Origin of the sequence: Vibrio sp. ED004 (assembly GCF_023206395.1) — a bacterium.
In the GTDB taxonomy this organism is placed as follows: domain Bacteria; phylum Pseudomonadota; class Gammaproteobacteria; order Enterobacterales; family Vibrionaceae; genus Vibrio.
Genome location: NZ_CP066149.1, coordinates 2,813,621 through 2,835,446 on the forward strand (window position 1 = coordinate 2,813,621; position 21,826 = coordinate 2,835,446).

8 protein-coding genes are annotated in these 21,826 nt (G+C 46.9%); 3 read left to right on the top strand and 5 right to left on the bottom strand.

The genetic code is table 11. The features are described from left to right. Window positions 1-66: 66 nt before the first annotated feature. The 4 genes from pfaD to ITG10_RS12720 are packed head-to-tail and all read right to left on the bottom strand — an operon-like array spanning window position 67 to window position 17,613. Window positions 67-1,704 (bottom strand): eicosapentaenoate synthase subunit PfaD, encoded by a 1,638-nt coding sequence (pfaD, locus tag ITG10_RS12705; RefSeq protein ID WP_017633141.1) that lies wholly within the window; start codon window positions 1,702-1,704, stop codon window positions 67-69. A gap of 38 nt (window positions 1,705-1,742) precedes the next feature. Then, window positions 1,743-7,712: a beta-ketoacyl synthase N-terminal-like domain-containing protein gene (locus ITG10_RS12710; protein WP_017633142.1), complete on the bottom strand. Its 5,970-nt coding sequence runs from the start codon at window positions 7,710-7,712 to the stop codon at window positions 1,743-1,745. Beyond that, window positions 7,709-9,742, bottom strand: coding sequence for a PfaB family protein (locus tag ITG10_RS12715; RefSeq protein ID WP_017633143.1), 2,034 nt, complete (start codon window positions 9,740-9,742; stop codon window positions 7,709-7,711). The genes ITG10_RS12710 and ITG10_RS12715 overlap by 4 nt, the downstream gene beginning before the upstream one ends. Further along, window positions 9,742-17,613, bottom strand: a complete 7,872-nt coding sequence (locus tag ITG10_RS12720) for a type I polyketide synthase (RefSeq protein WP_248386424.1) — start codon at window positions 17,611-17,613, stop codon at window positions 9,742-9,744. The genes ITG10_RS12715 and ITG10_RS12720 overlap by 1 nt, the downstream gene beginning before the upstream one ends. Window positions 17,614-18,334: 721 nt before the next feature. On the opposite strand from ITG10_RS12720, the gene ITG10_RS12725 reads away from it, so the two are divergent. Further along, window positions 18,335-19,147: a 4'-phosphopantetheinyl transferase superfamily protein gene (locus ITG10_RS12725; protein WP_017631408.1), complete on the top strand. Its 813-nt coding sequence runs from the start codon at window positions 18,335-18,337 to the stop codon at window positions 19,145-19,147. Window positions 19,148-19,254: 107 nt separating this feature from the next. On the opposite strand, the gene ITG10_RS12730 is transcribed toward ITG10_RS12725, so the two are convergent. After that, window positions 19,255-19,662 (bottom strand): thioesterase family protein, encoded by a 408-nt coding sequence (locus ITG10_RS12730; protein WP_017631409.1) that lies wholly within the window; start codon window positions 19,660-19,662, stop codon window positions 19,255-19,257. Window positions 19,663-20,008: 346 nt separating this feature from the next. Between ITG10_RS12730 and ITG10_RS12735 the strand changes: the two genes are divergently transcribed. Continuing rightward, the gene (locus tag ITG10_RS12735; RefSeq protein ID WP_017631410.1) at window positions 20,009-21,004 is read left to right on the top strand and encodes a TRAP transporter substrate-binding protein; all 996 of its coding nucleotides are present in this window, start codon (window positions 20,009-20,011) and stop codon (window positions 21,002-21,004) included. 64 nt (window positions 21,005-21,068) lie between these two features. Continuing rightward, entirely contained in the window at window positions 21,069-21,824 is a 756-nt protein-coding gene (locus ITG10_RS12740) for a TRAP transporter small permease (protein ID WP_017631411.1), read from the top strand. Window positions 21,825-21,826 lie beyond the last annotated feature (2 nt).

Genomic DNA, 21,826 nt, shown 5'->3' on the forward strand with positions numbered 1-21,826 from the left:
AAGGTCGCTTTTTTGTTTCGTGTCGCTGAGTAATTAGTTACTCGTCAAACAGCCCATCTCGGCCATTTATGCCATTCTTTGAGTTGGCTTCCAGCGTGCTAGTTCTGGATCTAGCTTGATGCCTTGCGAATTCAGCAGGTTAACACGTGCTAAGTAAGCCGCACCGTGCATCAGGTGCTTAGCAAGGTCGACCGCATTACGCTGTTGGTAATCATCTAGGTAGCTGTCTTTTGCCCACGCGTTGAATGCGCCAAGTGCAGAGCCAGCCCATACTTGATAATCCATTTCACGACCTTGTTCACCGGTGTTTGACCAACGGCTAGAAAGCCCCAAGTACCAACGGAAAATCAACGCCATCTTACGTTTCGGATTGCCTTCAGCACGTTCGATCTGCTTAGGGTCACGTTCGTTAAAGTGCGCGACTGTACCAGCCCAGATGTCATCCAATGTTGAACGGAATACCTGTTTCTCAAGCTTTTGACGTTCTTCAACTGGAATCGCTTCAATTGAGTCGTAACGTGTGTAGATTTCGTAAAGCTTGTTTGCACGCATTGGGAACAAGGTACCGCGCTTAACCACTTGCAGCTTCACACCCATTTCGAACATGTCTGCTGCCGGAGCCATAGTCACGTCAGCCATTTCGGTTGTCGAAAGCAGCTTACGTGTGTGTTCGCTCGCGCCAGCCTCAACACACGCTTGGTTGATTGAACCGGTAACAATGTAAGCAGCGCCCATGTTAAATGTAGCTAGAGCCGCGTCAGGCGTGCCTACGCCACCACCACAACCAACACGCAGCGGTGTTTTGAATTGGTACTGAGCTTGGATTTGCTCTTTCAGTGCCAGAATCGTTGGTAGCAGTGTTACTAACGGACGGTTATCGGTGTGACCACCAGAATCCGCTTCTGCAGTAATGTCATCCGCCATTGGAACCAACTGTGCTAGCTCCATCTGTTCTGCTGTGATTCGACCTTCATCAACCAAGGCTTGCAGCATTTTCACCGGAGCAGGCTGCATGAATTTGCTTGCCACTTCGGTACGGCTCACTTTTGCGATGACTTTGTTGCCGATCTGGATTTCACCTTTAGCATCACGGCTTAGGCCAGCAGCACGATAGTGAACGATTTGCGGTGTTAGACCTAAGAAGGCTGACGCCTCAACCGTTTTCACTTTGTGCTTCAAAAACAGCTCTACACTGCCGCGTTCTAGTGCTGGTTCACTTGGGCTGTGAATCAGGTTAAACGCGTAAGGACCGTTTGGCAGCGCTGCTTGAATACGGTTGATTGCTTGCTCAACGCGCGACGGGATTAAGCCCGCCGCGCCAAATGAACAAAGAATACCCGCCTGACCAAGCGCAATTACAAGCTCTTCTGATGAGATGCCGTTGGCCATTGCGCCTGCGTAGTACGCGTATTTTACACCATGGCAGCGACGAAACTCTTCGTCGCCCAAGCTTTGTGTTCCGAGTGCAGGAGCAAATGCGCTAACAGGCTGGCTGTTCGCTGCACTTGCTGAGTCACCCGATGTGATTTCAGCTTGTTGGCTTACGCCTAAGCCTTTTTCTGGGTGGTTCACTACGTAACAAGCAAGGCTTAAGTCTTTTAAGATGGTCGACATTGCCGCGCTATCAAAGTGAGTTGTGTTCTCTTCAATCTGCCAAGGCCACGGAGATAGCTTTTCGTTATTAATTGTAGTTTGAGTTGTCATACTAAATTCTTTCCTAATTCTTTGTCTCTAATGGCGGCTTATGCTTTCTTGATACCAGAAGCTTTATCGCTAGCAGGGGCTTCTTCGATACAAATCGCGATGTCTTTCACTTCGTAAATACGCAGACCATCTTTGCTCAGGTTTGCGTCGCCAACGATGATGCGCTTGCCGTCTTCGTCTTTAATCGCAGTGATGTGTACATCCAGAGACATCTGTTTGTTCAGAGGGTTAATCTGACCACGGTATTTCCATTTCACTTCAGATTGGATTTGACCAAACTTCGGATTGCGGAAGCCAGCGCCAAGATCTTTGTTTAGCGCATAGGTTTGCATCAGCTCGATGATCGCTTCGACACCTAGAGAACCTGGCATTACTGGGTCTTGATGGAAGTGGAACTGGAAGAACCAATCGCTTGGGTCAATCGTGCGCTCAGCGTATAGGTAGCCAAGGCCGTCTTTACCACCGTCGCTTGTGATCTGCACGGTATCAATAAAGTTCAAACGACCGCCAGCCAATTTGTAGTGCTCTTGCACTTCACCAGTAGACGAGACAGGTGCATTGAAGTAACGAGTCGTCTTGTCTAGCAGGTTGATGTTTACATCCGGTGTACGGTTGTTATCAACGTGCCAAGGGTGGGTCACCTTACCGTTGTCCAAACCCAGTTGGTCCTTCAGTGCAGCACCTTTGAAGTAACCAAATACCGCTGTACCTTCGTAGAAAGGCACACCATCTGTGCTCAGCTCGAAGCTAAAGCTCTGTACGATGTTGGTACCCATCATTACGGTTGAAAGCAGGCGAGAATCGTTGGTGATGGTTTTGCCACGTAAGTCGACGTTACGCAGCATTTTGCCGCTGCCGTCTAGGTTACGGAAAAACAGTTCTTCACCTGGGAAGCCCAGTGTTGTGCCCATGTAGCCAGAGATGAAGCCGTTTGGCTGCAGCGAAATCTCCATCAATACCGAATAAGGCATCAAGGTATGGTGGCTGTTTTCATCAAAGTACCATGCATTTTCTGGCACTTCGTATTCAGCGATACACGATGAAGGTTTCTTGAAGTCGCCACGTTTACCGTCGATCTCAACGACACGAGTGGTTAACTGCAGATCGCCACACGGAGTACGTGGTGGAATCATTCCACGGTAGATAGAGAAGTCAGGGCCGAAACATTTCTCGATATCGCCAGTCGCGAATTCGAACATGTGGTATGGCGTGAATGGAACCGTATCAGGTGTACGGTTTGGGTAATCAGGCGTTACTGGAGCTTCAACGTGTTGAAGAGGAACTACGCCTTTATTTGGTGCAGTTTCTAGGTCTTCAATTTGTGCCATCAACGGCGCATTTGCTGAAGCCTGTTGGTTCACTGCTGGTGTATGGCCCAAGTTTTCGATAACAGGGGTCGCGACAGCTGTTTCTAAAGAAGGCAGATAACGAGTACATTCGTCATCTTCTTTGATCATCACACCTAAGTTTTGGAAATCAACAATCACCTTGCCGTTCAGCAAAATATCGATGTTAGCTTTCGCGTATGGACGAGGGCTTAGACCAATCTCGGTCACTTCCATGCGGTAAGTCAGTTCTGCCGATTGTGGTAGAACTTGACCACGACAGCGCACTTGCTGAGGCGCATTTTCAAGCGGTTGGAAACGACCATTTTGAACAAGCGTGTGCATGCCAAGGTGCATCATGAAGAATTGAAGCAGTTGACCACAACCTTCTGCCATCAAAGAGCCAGCCATTACTGAGTCATCTTTAAAGTGACAAGGGAAGTACCAGTGCTCAGGCTCTAGCTGCTTGTGACCTTCAATCAGACCAAGTCCCCATGTGCCGCCTTGCGGTTCAACACGGCTAACCTTTTCGATCATCATGAACTTCTCTGAGCTGAAGCATAGAGAAGGTTGGTGGCGATCAGATTGGTGAGTCGGGCCAAAACACTCTGCAATGTTGGCAGTCAGTAGGTGGCGCAGTTCTTGGTGGTTAAACTGAGTTTTAGGGCAGTGTAACATTGGGTCGAAGCGTTGCTTAGTCGCAAGCTTACGAGCCTTAATTTCGTCTTCAGTGTGAATCACACCTTTGCCGTCAGCTAGCTCTTCATCAGTGAAGAAGCCCGCACAGCCGTTGTCCATTTTCAGGATCATCTTGTCGCCAACGAAACATTCGTATGAGAAGAAGAACAGCAGCGTGTCGCCATTGCGAGCAAAGCTGTTGATTGAGATATTGTAACGCAGCGTATCGCCACCACGAGGCAAGTCGCCAAGGAAGGTCAGCGTACAATCAAGTAGGCGATAAACACGCTCACCTTTGTTTTCGAAATCAATGCCTAAGTAGCTGATCAGCATTAGGTCACACTGACCAGATTCAACTGCAACAGCCCAAGGGATCTGACCATCGACAAGATACGGCGCATCAACTGGGATGTCGTATTCTGTGGTCATGGTACTTGGCTTGTACTCGTTCACTGTCGCGTTGAGCTTAGTAACACGAGATACCAATAGGTAGTCAGTGGTTGGCAAGCGAACACGGCGCGAGTAGCTATCAATGATCGCGTAGTCAGGACCAAACACGTTCGCAATATCACCTTCCGCGTACTCAACCAAATCATCGTAATCCCAGATACACGGCTTACGGATTGGTTTTACTGGTGTTGGCGTTGCAAGTACGTTGACTGGCGCTTCCTGAACCTGATCCGGTTGAGCTTGAACAGATTGAGCTGCCGTTTGTTGACCATTCGTTTGTTGACCACTCGTTTGTTGAATCAGGGCATTGCTATCTAAACCAGACGTCACTGCGTTTAGCTGTGCTTTTAATAGAGCATCGGCAATCTGCAGGCCTTGTGCACGTGTTTGCAAAAAGGCTTTGTGAACTTGCTGTGCCGCCTGCTGGTTTTGAGCAAAGGCTTGGTTGTGTGGTGTTACAGATAGCTGTGGTGCTTCATCCGTATTAGCGTTGATGTTTGATACGCCATTTTTAGCGGATAGGACATGAGTCATATTGCTGTGGTTACCTGTTAGCTGACTGTGGCGAGTTGGCGCCAGAGTAGGGGATACTGATGTAGGAGTTTCGATGACTGGCTCTAGCGCGTTCTGCGCTAATGCTTTCTTCTCTAACTCTTTTGGCGCAATCGCTGCTTGAATGCTTGCTGTCGTAGGAACCGACGCCACTCTTGCTGCTTGTTTACCAGAAGCTTTTTGTTGAATGTGCGCTAGATTAGCGATTGGTGTCTCTGCGATGTGTTGATAAATATCGCGACCACCGAGAGTCACTTGTTTAACCAATTGACGCTTAGCATCACTTGCCAGTTCACTCCTTAAACGAACAGAAAGTGATTGAGATTCAATACTCGATTGGCTTAGTAGTAGCTGTGAACATTGTCCTTCGCTGATGTTGGCAACAATCGCGTTCTTAGAGCTGATGCTTGGATTCAGAGGTGCAAGGTTCAGATTGAGCAGGCCGTGTAGTAGGCTCGCCATGCCAGAAGCAGCGGAGCAATGACCAACACGTTGACTCGCTTGAGTCGTTTTTGTGTCCGTGAAACTTAGAGACGAAGACTGATGTAATGTAGATTCAGGAGCATGGTTAAGCTCAAGCAGAGAAATATCGTTCGAGCTCATGCCGACTTGAGTCAGCAATTCATCGGTAACGGCGTTGTTACGCTCGCTTGCACCAAAGGCCAATGCATTGATGCTACCGTAAGCTGTATCTTGGTTGCTTGTTACTTGATTCTCTTCAACAAGAATGATTGCACCTGCGCCTTCACCCACATTCCAACTGCCTTCTTGCGGCTGTCCGAATTTAGGAGCAAGCGACACAGGGCTCACACTGTTCTTCAGAATCACATGTTCTGCACTGCCACTAAGGTCAACGGCTGCAATTACAACAGCGTCCATTGATTCTTGAGACATCAAGTTTTGTGCGACATCGATACAACGTGCAACTGACTGCTCAGCGGCTGAAATCGTAAAGGCAGGGCCGTTAAAGTCCCACAATGAAGAGATACGCGAAGCCATGATATTGCCGATGAAACTGGTGTATTGGTTCAGCTTGGCTGCGTCCATCACACTGTCCATCGCGATGGTTTCTAGCGATTGGTATTCATCTTGTGTTAGCTCAATACCCATGTTGGCAAAGCTGTCAGCCAGTTGGCTATGCAGGTTTACGCGCCCACGGAATTGGTGCATCTCAAGCTCTGTTTCCATCGCTACGAGTACTGCAACCTTTTGGCCCGCTACGAGCTTGGCATCTTTGATGGCTTCATCTGCAACTTTCATCAGTAACAACTGCTGAGAGATCAAACGGTCATCTTCATTAGGCGGCACTTTGAAGCGAAGGAAGTCGAGATCGAATTGATCGATGTAAGCTCCGTTTGGAATGCCGTGCAAACCAAACTGATTCAGTAGTTCTGGATGTTGGTCTAAGCCTTTCCAGCGTTTCTTAGGCAAAGCAATGAAAGCATCGTTGTTGGTCTCAATCGCAGTGCTTAGCGCATTGATGCTTTGCAGAGAACCGAAGTGAGACGCTAGACCAGTAATGCTTAAATTAGACGGCTGTAGGCTTGGAGAAGCTGACTCTAGAGTCTGGTTTACATGACTCGTATCTGAATACGCTTCAAGCAGTAAGTGAGCGTTACAACCACCGAAACCAAATACAGACACACCCGCACAGCGCTCTTGGTTACCCGCTTTACTTGGCCAAGGTTGGACTTGTGTTGGTAGCGTCTGTGAGCCAAATAAACCTTCTGGTGAAGACAGTGGCTTGTCTAAGTTAATACTTGGTGGAAGAACGCCTTCTTTCATCGCAAAGATCATCTTCATGATCCCTGGCATACCTGCTGCCGTCAGTAAGTGACCGAGGTTTGACTTCGCAGAGCCAATTAATGGCGGGTTAGAACCATTCAACTTCTCAGTAAAGAATCGCTCCATTGAGGTCAACTCAACCTTGTCACCTAATGGTGTGCCGGTTGCGTGACACTCAATCACTTCGATGCTGTCTGGTGTTAGGTTTGAAGCCTCGTAAGCACGTTCAAAGGCTTGTACTTGTCCTTTGCTGTTTGGGCTTAATACGAACTGGCCACGGCCATCGTTCGACAAGCCAATGCCGCTCACTACCGCATAAATGTTGTCGCCATCACGCTCTGCATCAGCTAAACGTTTTAGCACTAAAACACCGGCACCTTCGCCAGCAAATAGACCTTTACTGTTGCTATCAAACGGAACCGAAACACCGTGGTCTGGGTAAGCGTGGAAGATGGAAAAACCCATGTTGATGAAGAATGGGTCAGCACCTGATACCGCACCTGCCAACATCATGTCGGCTTTGCCTGTGTTTAAGTAGTCACACGCTAACTTCAATGAATACACCGAACTTGCACATGCCGCATCTAGGCTAAGTTGCACGTTGCCTAGACCTAATGCATCAGCCACTAACTTAGAGGCGTTGTGTGCTGCCGCACCGTTGATCGGGTTGAGGTCTTGAGCCGTTTCATTGGTTGGTAGCAGTGAAAACTGGTCATTAGCCAATTTAGCTTGTAGTGCTTTCTCGACCACCGAGTGATACATCGGCAGAAACAGATCGTTCGAACGTGTTGTTGGGAACGAAAGCGCTCCCATGATCACACCTGTACGCTCTAAAACATCGGCATTCAGATCAATACCGGCGTCGATTAAAGCCTTACGACTGGTATCCAAAGCCCAAAGGAAACTCTGGTCGACACCTTTAAATGACTCGGCTGTTAAACGGTAGCCATTACTGTCGAAATTGAAGTTTTCGATGTAGCCGCCTTTATCACAGTAAAAGCGGTCTGACTCACCTTGCTCGCCCTGATAGCTTTCAGGTTTAGCGCCTAACTTTTCAGCGCTTAATGTGGTTCGAGAATCTTTTTTGTTCAGCAAGTTTTGCCAAAAATCTTTTGGCGTATCAGCTTCTGGGTATTGATTGGCAATACCGACAATCGCGATCTTATTGCACTTCACTTGCTGCTTAGTCTTGGCTTGAGCCTGATATTGAGAACTCATACTAGCTCTCCTTGATGATTCACTGCGCTGCCTTGAGCCACACCGCTTAATTGTTTAGCGGCGGTGATCTGTTGCTCTAACCCTTGAATAAGTGGCTCGACAGACAGTGGGATTTGATGAGTAATGAGCTGACCAATGCATTTGATGAGCGTGACAACATCGTCACCGCCTTTGGCATTGGAAGCGATTGAGCTGTACTGGTCGGCTACGTTGTCGCTACGATTGATCTTGTCGATCAATGTGCTGGTTTGACGATCGGCACCCACTTCAACAAACAGGCGAGCACCTTGCTGACGTGCACTCTGGATCAACGCGGTGAAATCCAGCGTTGAACAGAAAGTGTCGGCAATCGAAAGGGCGATACTATCGCTGTCGATATTGATTGGTGCGCCCGTCGGTAGACCTGTTGCGCTGATAAAGCGGATATGCTTTGGCAACTCGTCGAACAGTGGTTGCGTGTAAAACTCTCGCACTTGGTTATGCTGACTTAGCGCTGGTGTGGTGTGCATTGCGGTAACACGGTTCGCTGCAATGCCACGTTTACCCAGTTTTTTGAGTAGTGCACGGCATGTGCTTTCACAACCGGCCAGTACACAAGTATCGCCTTGGATGATTGCAAGATAAGCACGTGGAAACTCCGGTAACAGAGCCTCAATCGCTTGTGCATCACTGCGAACCACAAAGCTATTCCATTGGATGTTTTCGTCGCTGTTCAGCTGCCAATCTTGACGCACTGCTGTGAGTTCGCCAGAAATAGCCGTGGTGAAAATTGGGCTAGTTTGAGTCATCTCAATCAGCGCATGTGGATTTTTCCAAACATTTAAGCTTGCCCACATCGAGGCTTCACCTTTGGAGTAACCTAAGGCGAAATCTGGCTGCACTTTGAATTCATCACACAGCAGTTGTGTTAACAGATAACTACTGCCCACACCTGCAATTGCCAACTCACTGAGCGACATTTCTTGCGAGTCGTCAGCGTAAGTTTTCTCGGCCTGCAGCATCTCTTTCAAGTTACCTTCACGTTCTAAACGAGCAAATAACTGTGGGAAATGGTGGTGAAATTCACGCAACATACCGGGATAAACCGTGCCAACACCTGGGTAAACAAATGCAACGCCACCTTTGCTTTGAGGCTTCGGTGAGAAACAACTGCCCGCTGGAGTCTTGTATTGGCTATTGTCAGCCATTACTTTTGGCAACGCATTTTCTAGCGCTGTGATTTCTTGTAGTGCAGCCTCAATTGAAGCCGCCTGAATCACGATGTTCGCGTTAAGGCCAGCATTGTGCTGAACGTTTTGGAAGTGACTTAGGTTTGAATGCATTAAGGTGGCGATAGCAATTTCGCTGTCCGCTGAATTGCTAATGCAATTAAGCTCTTCTCTTAACGAGGTTAGCTGAGAAACTAATTCAGCTTGGTCATTGCCAGAAACCACAAACATTAAGCGTTCGCTGGATAGCAAGGTTTTTGGTTCTTGCAAACCGGTCGCTTGAGTCAGTATCAGGCTGGTGGCGTTTTGGCTATCGTCATTGAAGGTCAATGAAGCAACACGTGCTTTGTTCGGCTCAGTGAACCAGTAATGATTAGCTGATGAACGGCTCGATATCGCATTAACCATATTCAGCAATTCATCAAACTGCTGCGAAGCAGAGAGTGCTGAGTATTGCTGTTGATGGCTTAAATCTGTCGCGGGGCGGCGTGCAATATCCAGAGCAAGCTCAACGCTATCTTCGATAGTTGCATCTGCAAAACTCGCTAGATAAGCGTGTGGATGAATCTTGTTCTGAGCAGCGGTCAGTGCACTCAACATCACCAATGATGGAGCGAGAGAATCCAAACAAAGCTTAACAGCACTACCTTGATTGACTGCCTCAATCGCTTGAGTAAGCGCTTGATTAAAACTGCCATCAATCACAACAGTCATCATCTCAGGAAGCGAAGGTGATAAGTCGGCAGAAAGCTCAGCCGCGTTTGCTGGCTGAGCTAAAAGAGCGATGCGTAATGGCATCGCTTTATTAGTAGGAACAGTCACTATGACAATTGCTCCTTTTCTGCGTTCTTATTAGACTCTTTCTTCGATACTGCTGAGCTAGATTTCGGCAAAAACGCGTCATTTAAGCCCTTGCTGATGGTGACTTTGGCACCTTTCATTACTGCGCTTAAACGACCATCCTGGTGGTAAAGCGAGATATCAGCTTGCAGTGAACGAGCCATGCTTTTTATCACGCTCAGCTCCAGCCAACCTTGGTCACCATTGTGCATCGGTGCGTAACAAATAAACTCACTAATTGCAGACGGTAGGCTTGCTGCACCGTATTTCAATCGAGCCCATACCAACATGGCTTGCAGTAAATAATCTTCCGCGAATGGCTGGCTATCACCAAAACCTTGCTTAGGAATAAACGATCCGCAGTCGCTGTTTTCAATCTGAGGCAACTTGCATTGAGCCAATAAGCCTAAGTCGTCAAAGCGTTCGACTGAGGTAATACCTTGCAATCTTGGTCCGTGAAACAGAGTGCCGTCACTGTATAGAGCTTGTGCCGTTGTTACAGGTGTTGAAGTGCTAGCTTCAAAACGCTTTTCTGACGCTTGTTGAGCATCTTCAGCCCCTTGCACAGAGGCAACTTGCAACTGAGCTTGATACTGTGGTCGCCCTTGGCAACTGATCACCGCTTTTAGCTGAGCTTTTGATTTAGCGTCAGAGGAAAGAACCAGTTTTAGTTCTTGTACTTCATCGGTATCAAAAATCACACCCTTAAGCAGTTTGTAGTTGTGAACGCTAACGTTCACACCTAACAGTTGCTCTGCTACTTCGCGCATCCATTGGATGGCACACACTGTCGGTAACACTGGGTTACCGGCAATGCAGTGATCTTGAATGAAAGGCAATGCCTTCGGGTCAAGATGACGTGTCACAGTGATGCTTGTATTCAGCGGACTCTTTGCAAGATGCACAGACTCCGCATTAAGCTTTTTTACAGCAGCTTCCTTGTTGTCAGAACCTTGCATGCTCGTACCAACCAGCAATTGAATGCCAGTCTCGTTCAGTAGTTGAGAACTAAATAGTTCAGCACCTGCCTGAAGAGGAATCACGTACACACCGCGCTCTGTAAACATACGTTTCAGTGCTGCGTTTACCATGCCACCGTCCCACGGTCCCCAGTTGAAGCTCATCACTTTCGCTTGAGGGTTACGAGCAGACAATTGCAGAGCCGCTTTGTTTAGGATTTCGTTAGACATCGAGTAATCACTTTGGCCTGTATTTCCGTAGAAACCCGCTGCCGAAGAGAACATCGCAATCAGCTTTAGCTTGCTGCTATCAAGACCACCAAGAACCGCTTCTAGTCCGCCCACTTTGGTGCCGTAAACCATGTTCAGTTCATCAAGTGTTTTATCTTGAATATGCTTGTCAGCCAGTACACCTGCACCATGGATAAGACCTGTAATGTCGTTGAAGTTTGCCAGCGTTTTCGCTACTGACTCATGGTTCGATACATCTAGGCTTAGGTATTCAGCACTTGCGCCAATCTCGTTGAAAGCAGCTAGTGCTGCATTGATTTCAAGGCTGCTCAATACAGGTTTTAGTAAGGCATCAACTTTCTTCGGCGTTGGCTTATCACCCGTTGCTTGTAGGTGAGCAATCGCTGCCGGTTTCAATTCAGTCTGTTGTTTGCCTTGAGCCCATTGAGGTAGCTCTTGTGATGTAATGTGTTTACTACGACCAGCAAGAATGAAGTGAGACTTACATTGCTTAGCAAGCGTTAGTGCACATTCAAACGTCACGCCTTTAGCGCCACCCGTTACGAGAACTTTGTCGCTCTTGGTGAGCTGAGCGCCTGCGTTTTTGGTTTGTGCTGCACCTGGTGTTGCAGCGATCAATGTTGCACGACCAGAATCACCGTTTTCCGCATGGCTAAGACCGATTTCAACCGTGTTGGTATCGATATCGAACAGTTCGCCTGTAATAGCCTCAGATAGGTGACGAGCATCAATAGAAGCGTCAGCATCCAATGCACGGCAGAACACGTTTGACCATTCATGGCTCAGTGTCTTAGTTAGACCAGACAACGCGGCTTGGTTAAGTTCTGCATTTGCTAATTGCTTAGTATCTAGGTAACCAAAGCCACCATCGATACGGCTTAGCGTGAAGAACACGCTGCGACCTGAAACGGCATTCAGCTGACCATTTAGGTGCTTAGCGAATAAGAACGCTGTCGTCAGTGAAGCTCTTGAGTCTGCATTCAAGTTAACCGCTTGCTCGTTGCTTTGTTTTGCATCAACGATAGCTTGCAGGTGAATGAAACCAGCAATCACTTTGTTTGACGTTTTAAGGTCTGCTTCGATGTCGTTAATTACCGCAGTCACACCAGCATCATCGACGCTGTTGAGTGTGTAGCTTGCGATTTCACTGTTTAAAGGTGACGCGGCAGAAAGAGCACTACGTACTACAGCAACTTGAATGCCGTTAGCGGTCAACTTTTCTGCTAGAACACCAGCGTTGTGACCATCATCGGTGATCACGACGCAAGCGTCTTTTGAGAAACAATCGACGAGTTTATCTGCCGCTGGTAGCTTTTTTAGCGCTACCTCCTTGTGTGGAGGAAGCTCCGCTGTCGCTGTTTCTGCGATAGGCGTGACTGATTCAGCTTTTGGAGTCGCTACGGGTGCAGCAGCGGATAGCTTGCTTTGCATGTAGGTAACGATTTCACCAAGCGTACGACACTCTGCTAAGTCTTCAGGATTTAGCTCTGGCAGCGTTGGTAGCTGGTCTTGAACCGTACCTAGAATCTCAACACGTTTGATTGAGTCGATACCAAGGTCTGCTTCCATGTCCATTGCTAGATCGAGCATTTCTGCTGGGTAACCTGTTTTGTCGGCAACCACTTCCATCATTGTTGATTGAACATGAACAGGGTTTAGGTCGTTGCTCGCGCTTTGTACAGCGGTTGCAGTTGCTTCTGGAGCAGGTGCTACTGTCGTTACTTCCGAACTAGGAGCCAACTTGCTATTCATGTAGTCAACAATTTCACCCAGAGTACGACACTCAGCTAGGTCTTCAGGGTTTAGCTCTGGCAGTGTTGGTAGCTGGTCTTGAACCGTACCAAGGATCTCAACACGTTTGATTGAGTCGATACCAAGGTCTGCTTCCATGTCCATTGCTAGGTCGAGCATTTCTGTTGGGTAGCCGGTTTTATCCGCTACTACGCTCAGCATTGTGCTTTGAACTTGCTCTGCGTTTAAACCGTTTGATACTGCTTGCGCTGGTTCAGATGCTTGAGTTGCTACTGGAGCAGAAGCAGGAAGCTTACTGTTCATGCTTTTAGTATTCATGTAAGCAACGATTTCGCCTAGAGTACGACACTCAGCGAGGTCTTCAGGGTTTAGTTCTGGAAGAGTCGGTAGCTCGTCTTGAACCGTACCTAGAATTTCAACACGCTTGATTGAATCGATACCAAGGTCAGCTTCCATATCCATTGCTAGGTCTAGCATTTCAGTCGGGTAGCCCGTTTTCTCTGCGACTACTTCTAACATGGTTTTTTGAACGACAGCCGCATCTAGACCATTGCTAGCTGCTGCCGGAGCAACTACTGGTGCTTGTGAAGACACGGGAGCAGAAGCTGGAAGCTTGCTGTTCATGTAGTTAACGATTTCGCCAAGAGTGCGACACTCAGCTAAATCTTCAGGGTTTAGCTCTGGAAGGGTAGGCAGTTCATCTTGAACCGTACCAAGAATCTCAACACGCTTGATTGAGTCGATACCAAGGTCTGCTTCCATATCCATTTCTAGATCAAGCATTTCCGTTGGGTAACCTGTCTTCTCAGCAACCACTTCAAGCATGGTTTGTTGAACGACTTTTGCATCAAGACCGTTAGCTGTTTGAACAGGAGCGGTTGCGCTTGGCTGTGCGGCAGCAGGCGTTGATGCTGGCATCTTGCTGTTCATGTAAGTAACGATTTCACCAAGAGTACGACACTCAGCTAAATCTTCAGGGTTCAGCTCAGGTAGGTTTGGCATTTCGTCTTGAACGGTACCAAGGATCTCTACGCGCTTGATTGAGTCGATACCAAGGTCTGCTTCCATGTCCATTTCTAGGTCAAGCATTTCCGTTGGGTAACCCGTTTTCTCAGCGACCACTTCTAGCATCACTTTTTCAGCATCGGCTGTTTGTACTGCTACTGGCGCAGCCACAGGAGCCGGTTGCGCTTTAACTGGCACAGGTTGAGCTGCAACAGGCGCTGCCGCTTGAGCCGCTACTTGCGGTGCAGGAACGGCTTTCTGTACTGGAGTTTTCTGAGTTGTTGTATTTTGAACCGGCGCAGCTTGAAAAGACTGAGCTTGTACTGGAGTCGCTTGTGCTTGAGCTACAGGCTGTTGGACTATAGCTGTTGGAGTAGCTGGAGATTGAATCGCTGGCTGGGCATTTACTGGCGCAACGAAGGTTGGTTGTGCCGTTTGCACTGAACCTTGCGTCAGCATATTAAGTGCAGAGCTGTTGCTGTGCGCTTGCATCTCTAGGTAATGAGCGTGAGCTTTTAGAGTCTCTGCTTGGTGCTGGTGGAACATCTCCATAGAACGCTGTAGGTTCTCAGGAATGGCTACGCCAGCTGTTGCCATTTTCGCTTGCTCAGACATTAGGGTGTTGAACGTGTCACCGTATTGCTGAGGAATCGCCAAGAATTGCTGATGTACTTCTGCTGCTTGTTGTTGAGCATTGAAGAACGACTGCAATGAAGACTCATCTACCGTTACTTGAGCTGCAGGCTGAATAGTCGCCGATGCAGGTTGTGCCACTTGAGGTTGCTGAGCTACTGTTGCTACTTGTGTACTTGGTACTGGAACAACTGACTGTTGTACATTTGAAGCTTGAGGAGCAGCCACAGGTACTTCAACGATTTCTGTTTTAATCACTTCTTTTTCCACGATTTTCTCGACTTCAACTTTCACTTCAACAATCTCAGTCTTTTCGGTGACGTTGCCCGAAGCCAATGATTGATCCATCTTCTTACGAGTAGCTGGGCTGATGTAGTTGGTTGCATTCAGCTTGATGTTCATTGGTGATGCCTTTGCAGGTTCAGCAATGTCAGCTTGGTAAGGGTCAATGTTGTCCAATGAAACACCTGCCACGCACAGTTGAACCGCAGCTAAACGAAGCTGTTGATCACTGTCGCCTTTTGGGCTTGGGTTGATGCTGATTGCGTAAAGTTCTTCGTTCTTATCAGCCAATGTTTTTTCAACCAGCTTTTGAAGAATATTTTTAGGACCGAATTCTACAAATACGCGCGCGCCTGCTTCATACATTGCTTCAATTTGCTCACTGAAACGAACCGATTGCAGCATGTGCTGTTTGAATGCTTTCTTGATCGCTTTCGCGTCTTTGCTGTGTAGTTTGCCTGTTGCGTTTGAGTAAAGCGGCAGCGTTGGAGCGCTGAATGAAGCTTTATCAATTGCAGCAGCAAATGGTTTTTGAGCGTGAGCAACAAGCGGTGTGTGGAAAGCACCAGATACTGGCAGAGCAATCGCTTTGAAGCCTTGTTCTGTTAGCGCTTGTGCTGCTTGTTGAACCGTCGCTGTTGGGCCTGCAATAACCAGTTGAGTTGGAGCGTTGTAGTTGGCAATGCTCATACCTTCGAATTGGCTGATGCAACTTTCAACGGCTGGAAGTTTGTCTGCGTCTAGGATGACCGCAAACATAGTACCGCTGTCGCCTTGTTCAGGTGTCGCTGCCATCGCATCGCCACGAGCGAAAGCTAACTGGTAGTAATCGTCTTGCGAGATAACACCCGATGCACATAGTGCGCTTAACTCACCAAAGCTGTGACCTGCGACCATGTCTGCTTTGAAGCCAGCTTGAGTCATGATGTCGAACTGACCCATAGAAACAGTACCAATCGCACTTTGCGCATTCGCCGTGTTGGTTAGTACCGCTTCTTGAGCTTTGGTTGCTTCTGGTGTGAAGGTTGGAATTGGGAATAGAATTTGCGACAGAGCTGTTTTCTTGTGCTGACCAAATACTTGATCCGCTTGAGCAAGCTGTTGGCGCATCTCAGGGTAATGACAAGCAAGCTCGCGACCCATGTTGAGGTATTGCGAACCTTGACCTGCAAATAGCGCTGCCACTTTACCTGCACCGTTTTCAGCAATCAGTGCCGATTCGCGGTAGCTAGTACCGTTTGGCATCTGCCAATGTGTTTTGGTTTGACTCTCAAGCATTGAAACCGCTTGAGTCAGTTGCGCTTGAAGGTCTGCTTGGTCAGTCACAACTAAACCAAGACGAGCATGCTTAGCGTCAACTTCGCGTAGAGCGTGTTGTTCTGCAAGTGCTTCCAACTTGAACACAGCATCAGCAGCTTGAGTTGAAACCTGTTTTAGCTCGTTGATCAGTGCTTGGCTAGATTCTGCGCTGAACAACAGAGTTTGCGGCACTTGGCGCTGACGGTATTTGTCACCGCGAGCGTGCTCTGGCGTGTACTCTTCTAAAACAACGTGGAAGTTCGTACCACCAAAACCAAATGAGCTGATACCTGCACGGCGTGGTGTGCCGTCGACACGTTGCATCCAAGGACGCGTTTGTGTGTTTAGGTAGAATGGTGAGTTCTCGATGTCCAGTTTAGGATTCGGGCTCGACACGTTGATCGTTGGCGGCAGTACTTTATGGTGCAATGCTAATGCTGCTTTGATTAAACCAGCAGTACCTGCGGTTGATTTAGTGTGGCCAATTTGAGATTTCACAGAGCCTAATGCAATGTGTTGCTTCTCTTCATTGTTTTCACTGAATACTGAGTTTAAGCCACCGAATTCAGCAACATCGCCTGCTGCTGTTCCTGTGCCGTGTGCTTCTAAAAGACCAAGCGTGTGCGGTGCGAAACCAGCATCATCGTAAGCGCGTTTTAGTGCTTTTGCTTGTCCTTCAGGGCGAGGCGCGTAAATACTCTTGAACTTACCATCCGAAGATGAACCAACACCTTTAATCACTGAGTAAATTCTGTCGCCATCGCGCTCTGCATCTTCAAGACGCTTAAGAGCAACCATGCCAATGCCTTCGCCAATCATCATGCCTTTTGAGTCGATGTCGAAAGGTTGAATGGTTTCATTAGTGGTGAATGCTGGCGTTTTCGAGAAGCTCATGTACATGGTTGGTGAGTTATCAGTACACACACCACCAGTGATCATCATTTCACTGCGGCCTTCAACCAGTTCACTAAGAGCCATGCGCATTGCGGCTAGAGAACCTGCACAAGCGGCGTCTACTACACAGTTGATGCCACCAAGGTCAAAGCGGTTAGCAATACGACCTGAAATTACGTTACCCAATGAGCCAGGGAATGAGTTCTCTTCCCAGTGGATGTATTGGTCTTGGAATTTTTTGATCAGCATTTCGCTGTCTTCGTCGTTGATGCCACTGCTTTTGAAGACTTTTTTCAAAACAGGGTATTGAAGACGAGCATTCAAGCTTTGAGCAATCTTTTGACCGCCACCAACACCGAGCGTGATACCGATCTTATCGCGATCGTAGCCTTCAGGCAGTTTGGCATCTTCAAGTACTTCTTTTGCAACGATCAAAGAAAGCAGCTGTGAAGTATCAGTTAGTTCTAGGATATTTGGCGGAAGACCGAACTCCATTGGGTTGAAGTCGACTTCTGGGATGAAACCGCCACGCTTACAGTAAGACTTGTCTGGCGTTGTACGATTTGAATCGTAGTAATCTTCTGGACGCCAGTGCGTATCTGGCACTTCGGTAATTGCATCGATCTTTTCGCTGATCAAATCCCAGAACTTGTTTAAGTAACGAGAGTTAGCAAACATGCTTGCCATACCAACGATAGCAATAGGCATGTCTTTAAGACGTTTATTAAGTCGAGTGTCGTCGACTGATTCCGGTGTATTTTTTTCGGGTTGGCTCATTATGAGTCTCCACTTGAAATCACTGAGGGCGATGTCGTGTTTTGAGGCTGCGCTTTTAATTGAATCGAAAATAAATCTGAAACAGATTTTGGCAAACGCAGCTGAAGAGTAAGGCTGCCGAAAGTTGGCCACCTAACTGAAATAGGGAGTGCGAAGTTCATTGACTTGCAGACGTTGAGAACGTGTTTCATGCGTGAAGGGGGTATTCGAATGTGAGGGTAATGTCCATTTAAATCCTGTCCAAAGTACCGCTTAACGGAAAGCAGTTATCCGCAATGAAAACGTGTGAATTTGTTTAATGGTTGAGCAGGCTACCCGAGGTGAGTTGCCGATACAATGCTCCCAGAGGCCACTATGATCTGTTCAGACCAGATGAAATTTGTGTGTTTTTGAATTTTGTATTTTTAATGTAATTAACTTATTGATAATTAATGGGTATGACTTGTTTTTTAGTGTTTATACTCTATATTTTGACTTGGTGAGATCTATGTCAGATTTTTGTAAGTAACATTTAATAGATGCCTGTTCCGTAAGGCTGAGTGTGATCTGTGTTTTAATTTGTTATTATTTAAAAAATTAGTTTTAAGTCCGCATATGAAGGGTGTTTCCTGCCCAAATTCTCTATGTTTCTCTCAAAACATAGGTGAGTTAAATTTGTTCGTTTTGATGTTTTATTGATGGCTTTATGAAGAGTGATTTTTAATAAGTGAGTGCTAAAAAGATGGAAACACCAGTCGTTGATTTGTGGCTTTGTTCTCTAAGCGATTTGGATGAAGGTACTGATCATGTGTCGCGCCTTAAACAGAAACTGACTGACGATGAAGTCGCCAAGGTGGAGCGTTATCGAATGCCTTCATCTAAGATCCAAGCGCTCTATGTTCGTAATTATTTGCGAGAGGTGTTGTCGTTCTACTCTGATTTAGCGGCTGAAGAGTGGCGGTTTGAATATGGTGAGAAAGGAAAACCACGCTTGATCGCAGAGCAACAACACAAAACCGGACTGAATTTCAATATTAGCCACAGCCAAGAGCATTTACTGATTGCTGTCTGCCACACGAAAGGGCAACCACTACAGCTTGGGGTGGATATTGAACATGCAAGAAGTTCGACCAACATCACTGCGATAATGAAGCATTACTTTTCGGAATTTGAGATTAACGATTTACTCGGGCTGGATGAGGTATCTCAAAGAGAGCGTTTCTTTGATTTGTGGGCACTGAAAGAGTCGTATATCAAAGCGACAGGAAAGGGGTTAGCCACATCATTGAAAAGTTTTTCGTTCGACTTTTCCAATCTAACTCAACAAACACTGCCACTTCATTCATCGGGTTTACAACCAGAGTTACATGACGAAATCATTGTACTTAACGGAGTTGGGTTGGATGCTGCTGAACAAGGCAATGCTTCAACAGATTGGCAATGCAGTTTAGGAAGGCTGGATAACCAGTTCCGATTTGCCGTGACTCTTGGTGGTGCAACGCTTCCTATGCAATTAGAGATGAAGTGCTTCCCCAAATTTAAGCTACTTGGCTGAGTTTACGCTCGTTACACTAGAACCTTGAGCTTCTAATCTGGAACAAGGTGCACTCTCAACTACTCGTATTTTCAGCCACTCGCGCTCTCAGCCACTCGTAATATTGCCTAACTCGTTTCGCCAAGCATCGCTTTTAATACTTCAGCGGGTACAGGCTGAAGTTGTTTGTCTTTATCTAGGCAAACCATCTCGATATCACCAATCACGGCAGGTTTAATCGCATCTTTACGCCACACTTCTTGTCGCCATAAGGTTTTGTATTTGCCATCGAGTTCAAAAGAAGTTCGGATGTCACAGATCTCAGCGAACTCGACCCCGTCTTGGAAGGTCATATTGGCTTTATATACCGCAAACCCCAGTCCATGATCATTCCACAACTCCGCCAGTTTATCGCTGCCCAACACATGCTCGCGCGCACGCTCAAAGTATTTAAGGAAGTTAGGGTGATAAACCACACCTGAGTGATCGGTATCTTCGTAGTAAATCTGTACTGGGTGATGGTAGATCTGACTCATGGGTAGCAACTCTTGGTAAGTAGTGGATCAGTAAATCTGACTAAGTTGTGCAGCACTCTACAGGATAGGTTGAAATTACTTCAAGGCATCATCGTGAAAGGGGCTTTTGGTCAGACCTCATTTATCACTGATGCTTTGGTCAACTCCCACCCATTTATAAATATTCTATGTGTCATTTTCCACCCATTAAATTTTGCAAAGAGTGGACGACTCATGTTGGCAACTATGATGAAGCCTTGTGGTTAAAGGGTTGTTAATGCTTTGTATCAATATGGCGCGCTAATTGCCTTAGTGAAAGCACGCAGTTCCCATTGAAGGGCTGCTTTGTTTACTAAGGAGAATAATAATGTTTAAGCCTCTTACCCTACTGTCTGTATCTGCTCTGGCACTCACAAGTTTTAATGCTGCTGCAAACTGTGACCCTGGTGAAATCGTGATTAAATTCAGTCACGTAACTAATACTGATAAGCACCCGAAAGGCATTGCCGCTTCTCTACTAGAAGAGCGAGTAAACACTGAAATGAATGGTAAAGCTTGTATGCAAGTTTTCCCTAACTCGACGCTTTACGATGATAATAAGGTACTGGAAGCCCTGTTAAATGGTGATGTTCAAATGGCGGCACCTTCGCTGTCTAAATTTGAGAAGTTCACCAAGAAATACCGCATTTTTGACCTTCCGTTCCTATTTGAAGATGTAGACGCTGTTGACCGTTTCCAAAACTCAGAATCTGGTGAAAAACTGAAGAATGCAATGAAACGTCGTGGCCTACAGGGTCTAGCGTTTTGGCACAATGGCATGAAACAGATGTCGGCGAACAAACCTCTTATCAACCCTGAAGATGCGGAAGGTTTGAAATTCCGTGTTCAAGCATCAGATGTATTGGTGGCTCAGTTTGAACAACTAGGCGCTAACCCACAGAAGATGTCTTTCAAAGAAGTGTACGGTGGCCTGCAAACTAAGGTTATCGATGGCCAAGAAAACACATGGTCAAACATCTACGGTAAGAAGTTCTTTGAAGTACAAGACGGCGTGACTGAAACCAATCACGGCATTTTGGATTACCTAGTCGTAACGTCAAACGACTTCTGGAAAGACCTACCTGAAGATGTACGTACACAGCTTGGTACTATCGTTCAAGAAGTGTCTGAGACGCGTAACGCAGAATCTTCAAAAGTTAACCTAGCGAACAAAAACAACATCATCGAAGCGGGTGGTGAGGTTCGTACGCTTACGCCTGAACAGCGTGAAGCATGGGTAACTGCGCTTCAACCAGTATGGAAGAAGTTTGAAAAAGACATCGGTTCAGACCTTATCGATGCAGCGTTAGCTTCAAACCAATAACACCGCTAAGGGAGTGGCGAGTATTCGTCACTCCTTATTAAAACAATTATAAGCGGAGTCAATTATGGAAAAGCCTCAAATGGAACAACCAAATTCTAGCGAATCAGCACTGGAAACCTCTCTTTTTTCCAAAGTCGGAAGAGTTACGGATGTGATTGAAGAGTCATTAATCGCATTTTTCCTTGGCGCAATGACGCTACTTACTTTTGCCAATGTGGTATTTCGATACGCATTCAATGACAACATCTTATGGGCACTGGAACTGACGGTGTTCATGTTTGCTTGGATGGTGTTAGTGGGCGCATCTTATGGCGTTAAAAAACACTTCCACATCGGTGTTGATGTGATCATCAACCTTGCCCCAGAAAAGCTACGCAAAGTGTATGCGCTAATCGCTGTGACAAGCTGCCTAGCATTTTCAATCTTACTTCTTATCGGCTCTTGGAATTATTGGTATCCATTCGCGACCGATCGCGCATGGTATGAAACTGATGATATCCCAATGCCAGAGATACTTCAGTTTCTTGCTGATTGGCTGAATGAAGGCGAGCGATACGAGAAACTGCCACGTTTTATTCCTTATATGGCGCTGCCGATTGGTATGGCAATGCTGACGTTCCGTTTTGCTCAAGTTGCTTACCAAGTAGTAACGGGCAAGCTTGATCGCATGATTGCAGGACACGAAGCCGAAGAAGAGCTGGATGCGTTGAAAGCGGACGTGCTAGCGGGCTCTGACGAAGATGCGACAGCGGTATTGAATTCGACTCCGCAGAACAAAGCGAATGAGTCGAGTACAAAATCTAACGGTAAGGAAGACTAATC

What these genes read in the sequence shown, in the direction of transcription:
- pfaD (WP_017633141.1), bottom strand. Translation starts at nt 1,704, where the DNA reads ATGACAACTCAAACTACAATTAATAACGAAAAGCTATCTCCGTGGCCT.
- ITG10_RS12710 (WP_017633142.1), bottom strand. Translation starts at nt 7,712, where the DNA reads ATGAGTTCTCAATATCAGGCTCAAGCCAAGACTAAGCAGCAAGTGAAG.
- ITG10_RS12720 (WP_248386424.1), bottom strand. Translation starts at nt 17,613, where the DNA reads ATGAGCCAACCCGAAAAAAATACACCGGAATCAGTCGACGACACTCGA.
- ITG10_RS12725 (WP_017631408.1), top strand. Translation starts at nt 18,335, where the DNA reads ATGGAAACACCAGTCGTTGATTTGTGGCTTTGTTCTCTAAGCGATTTG.
- ITG10_RS12730 (WP_017631409.1), bottom strand. Translation starts at nt 19,662, where the DNA reads ATGAGTCAGATCTACCATCACCCAGTACAGATTTACTACGAAGATACC.
- ITG10_RS12735 (WP_017631410.1), top strand. Translation starts at nt 20,009, where the DNA reads ATGTTTAAGCCTCTTACCCTACTGTCTGTATCTGCTCTGGCACTCACA.
- ITG10_RS12740 (WP_017631411.1), top strand. Translation starts at nt 21,069, where the DNA reads ATGGAAAAGCCTCAAATGGAACAACCAAATTCTAGCGAATCAGCACTG.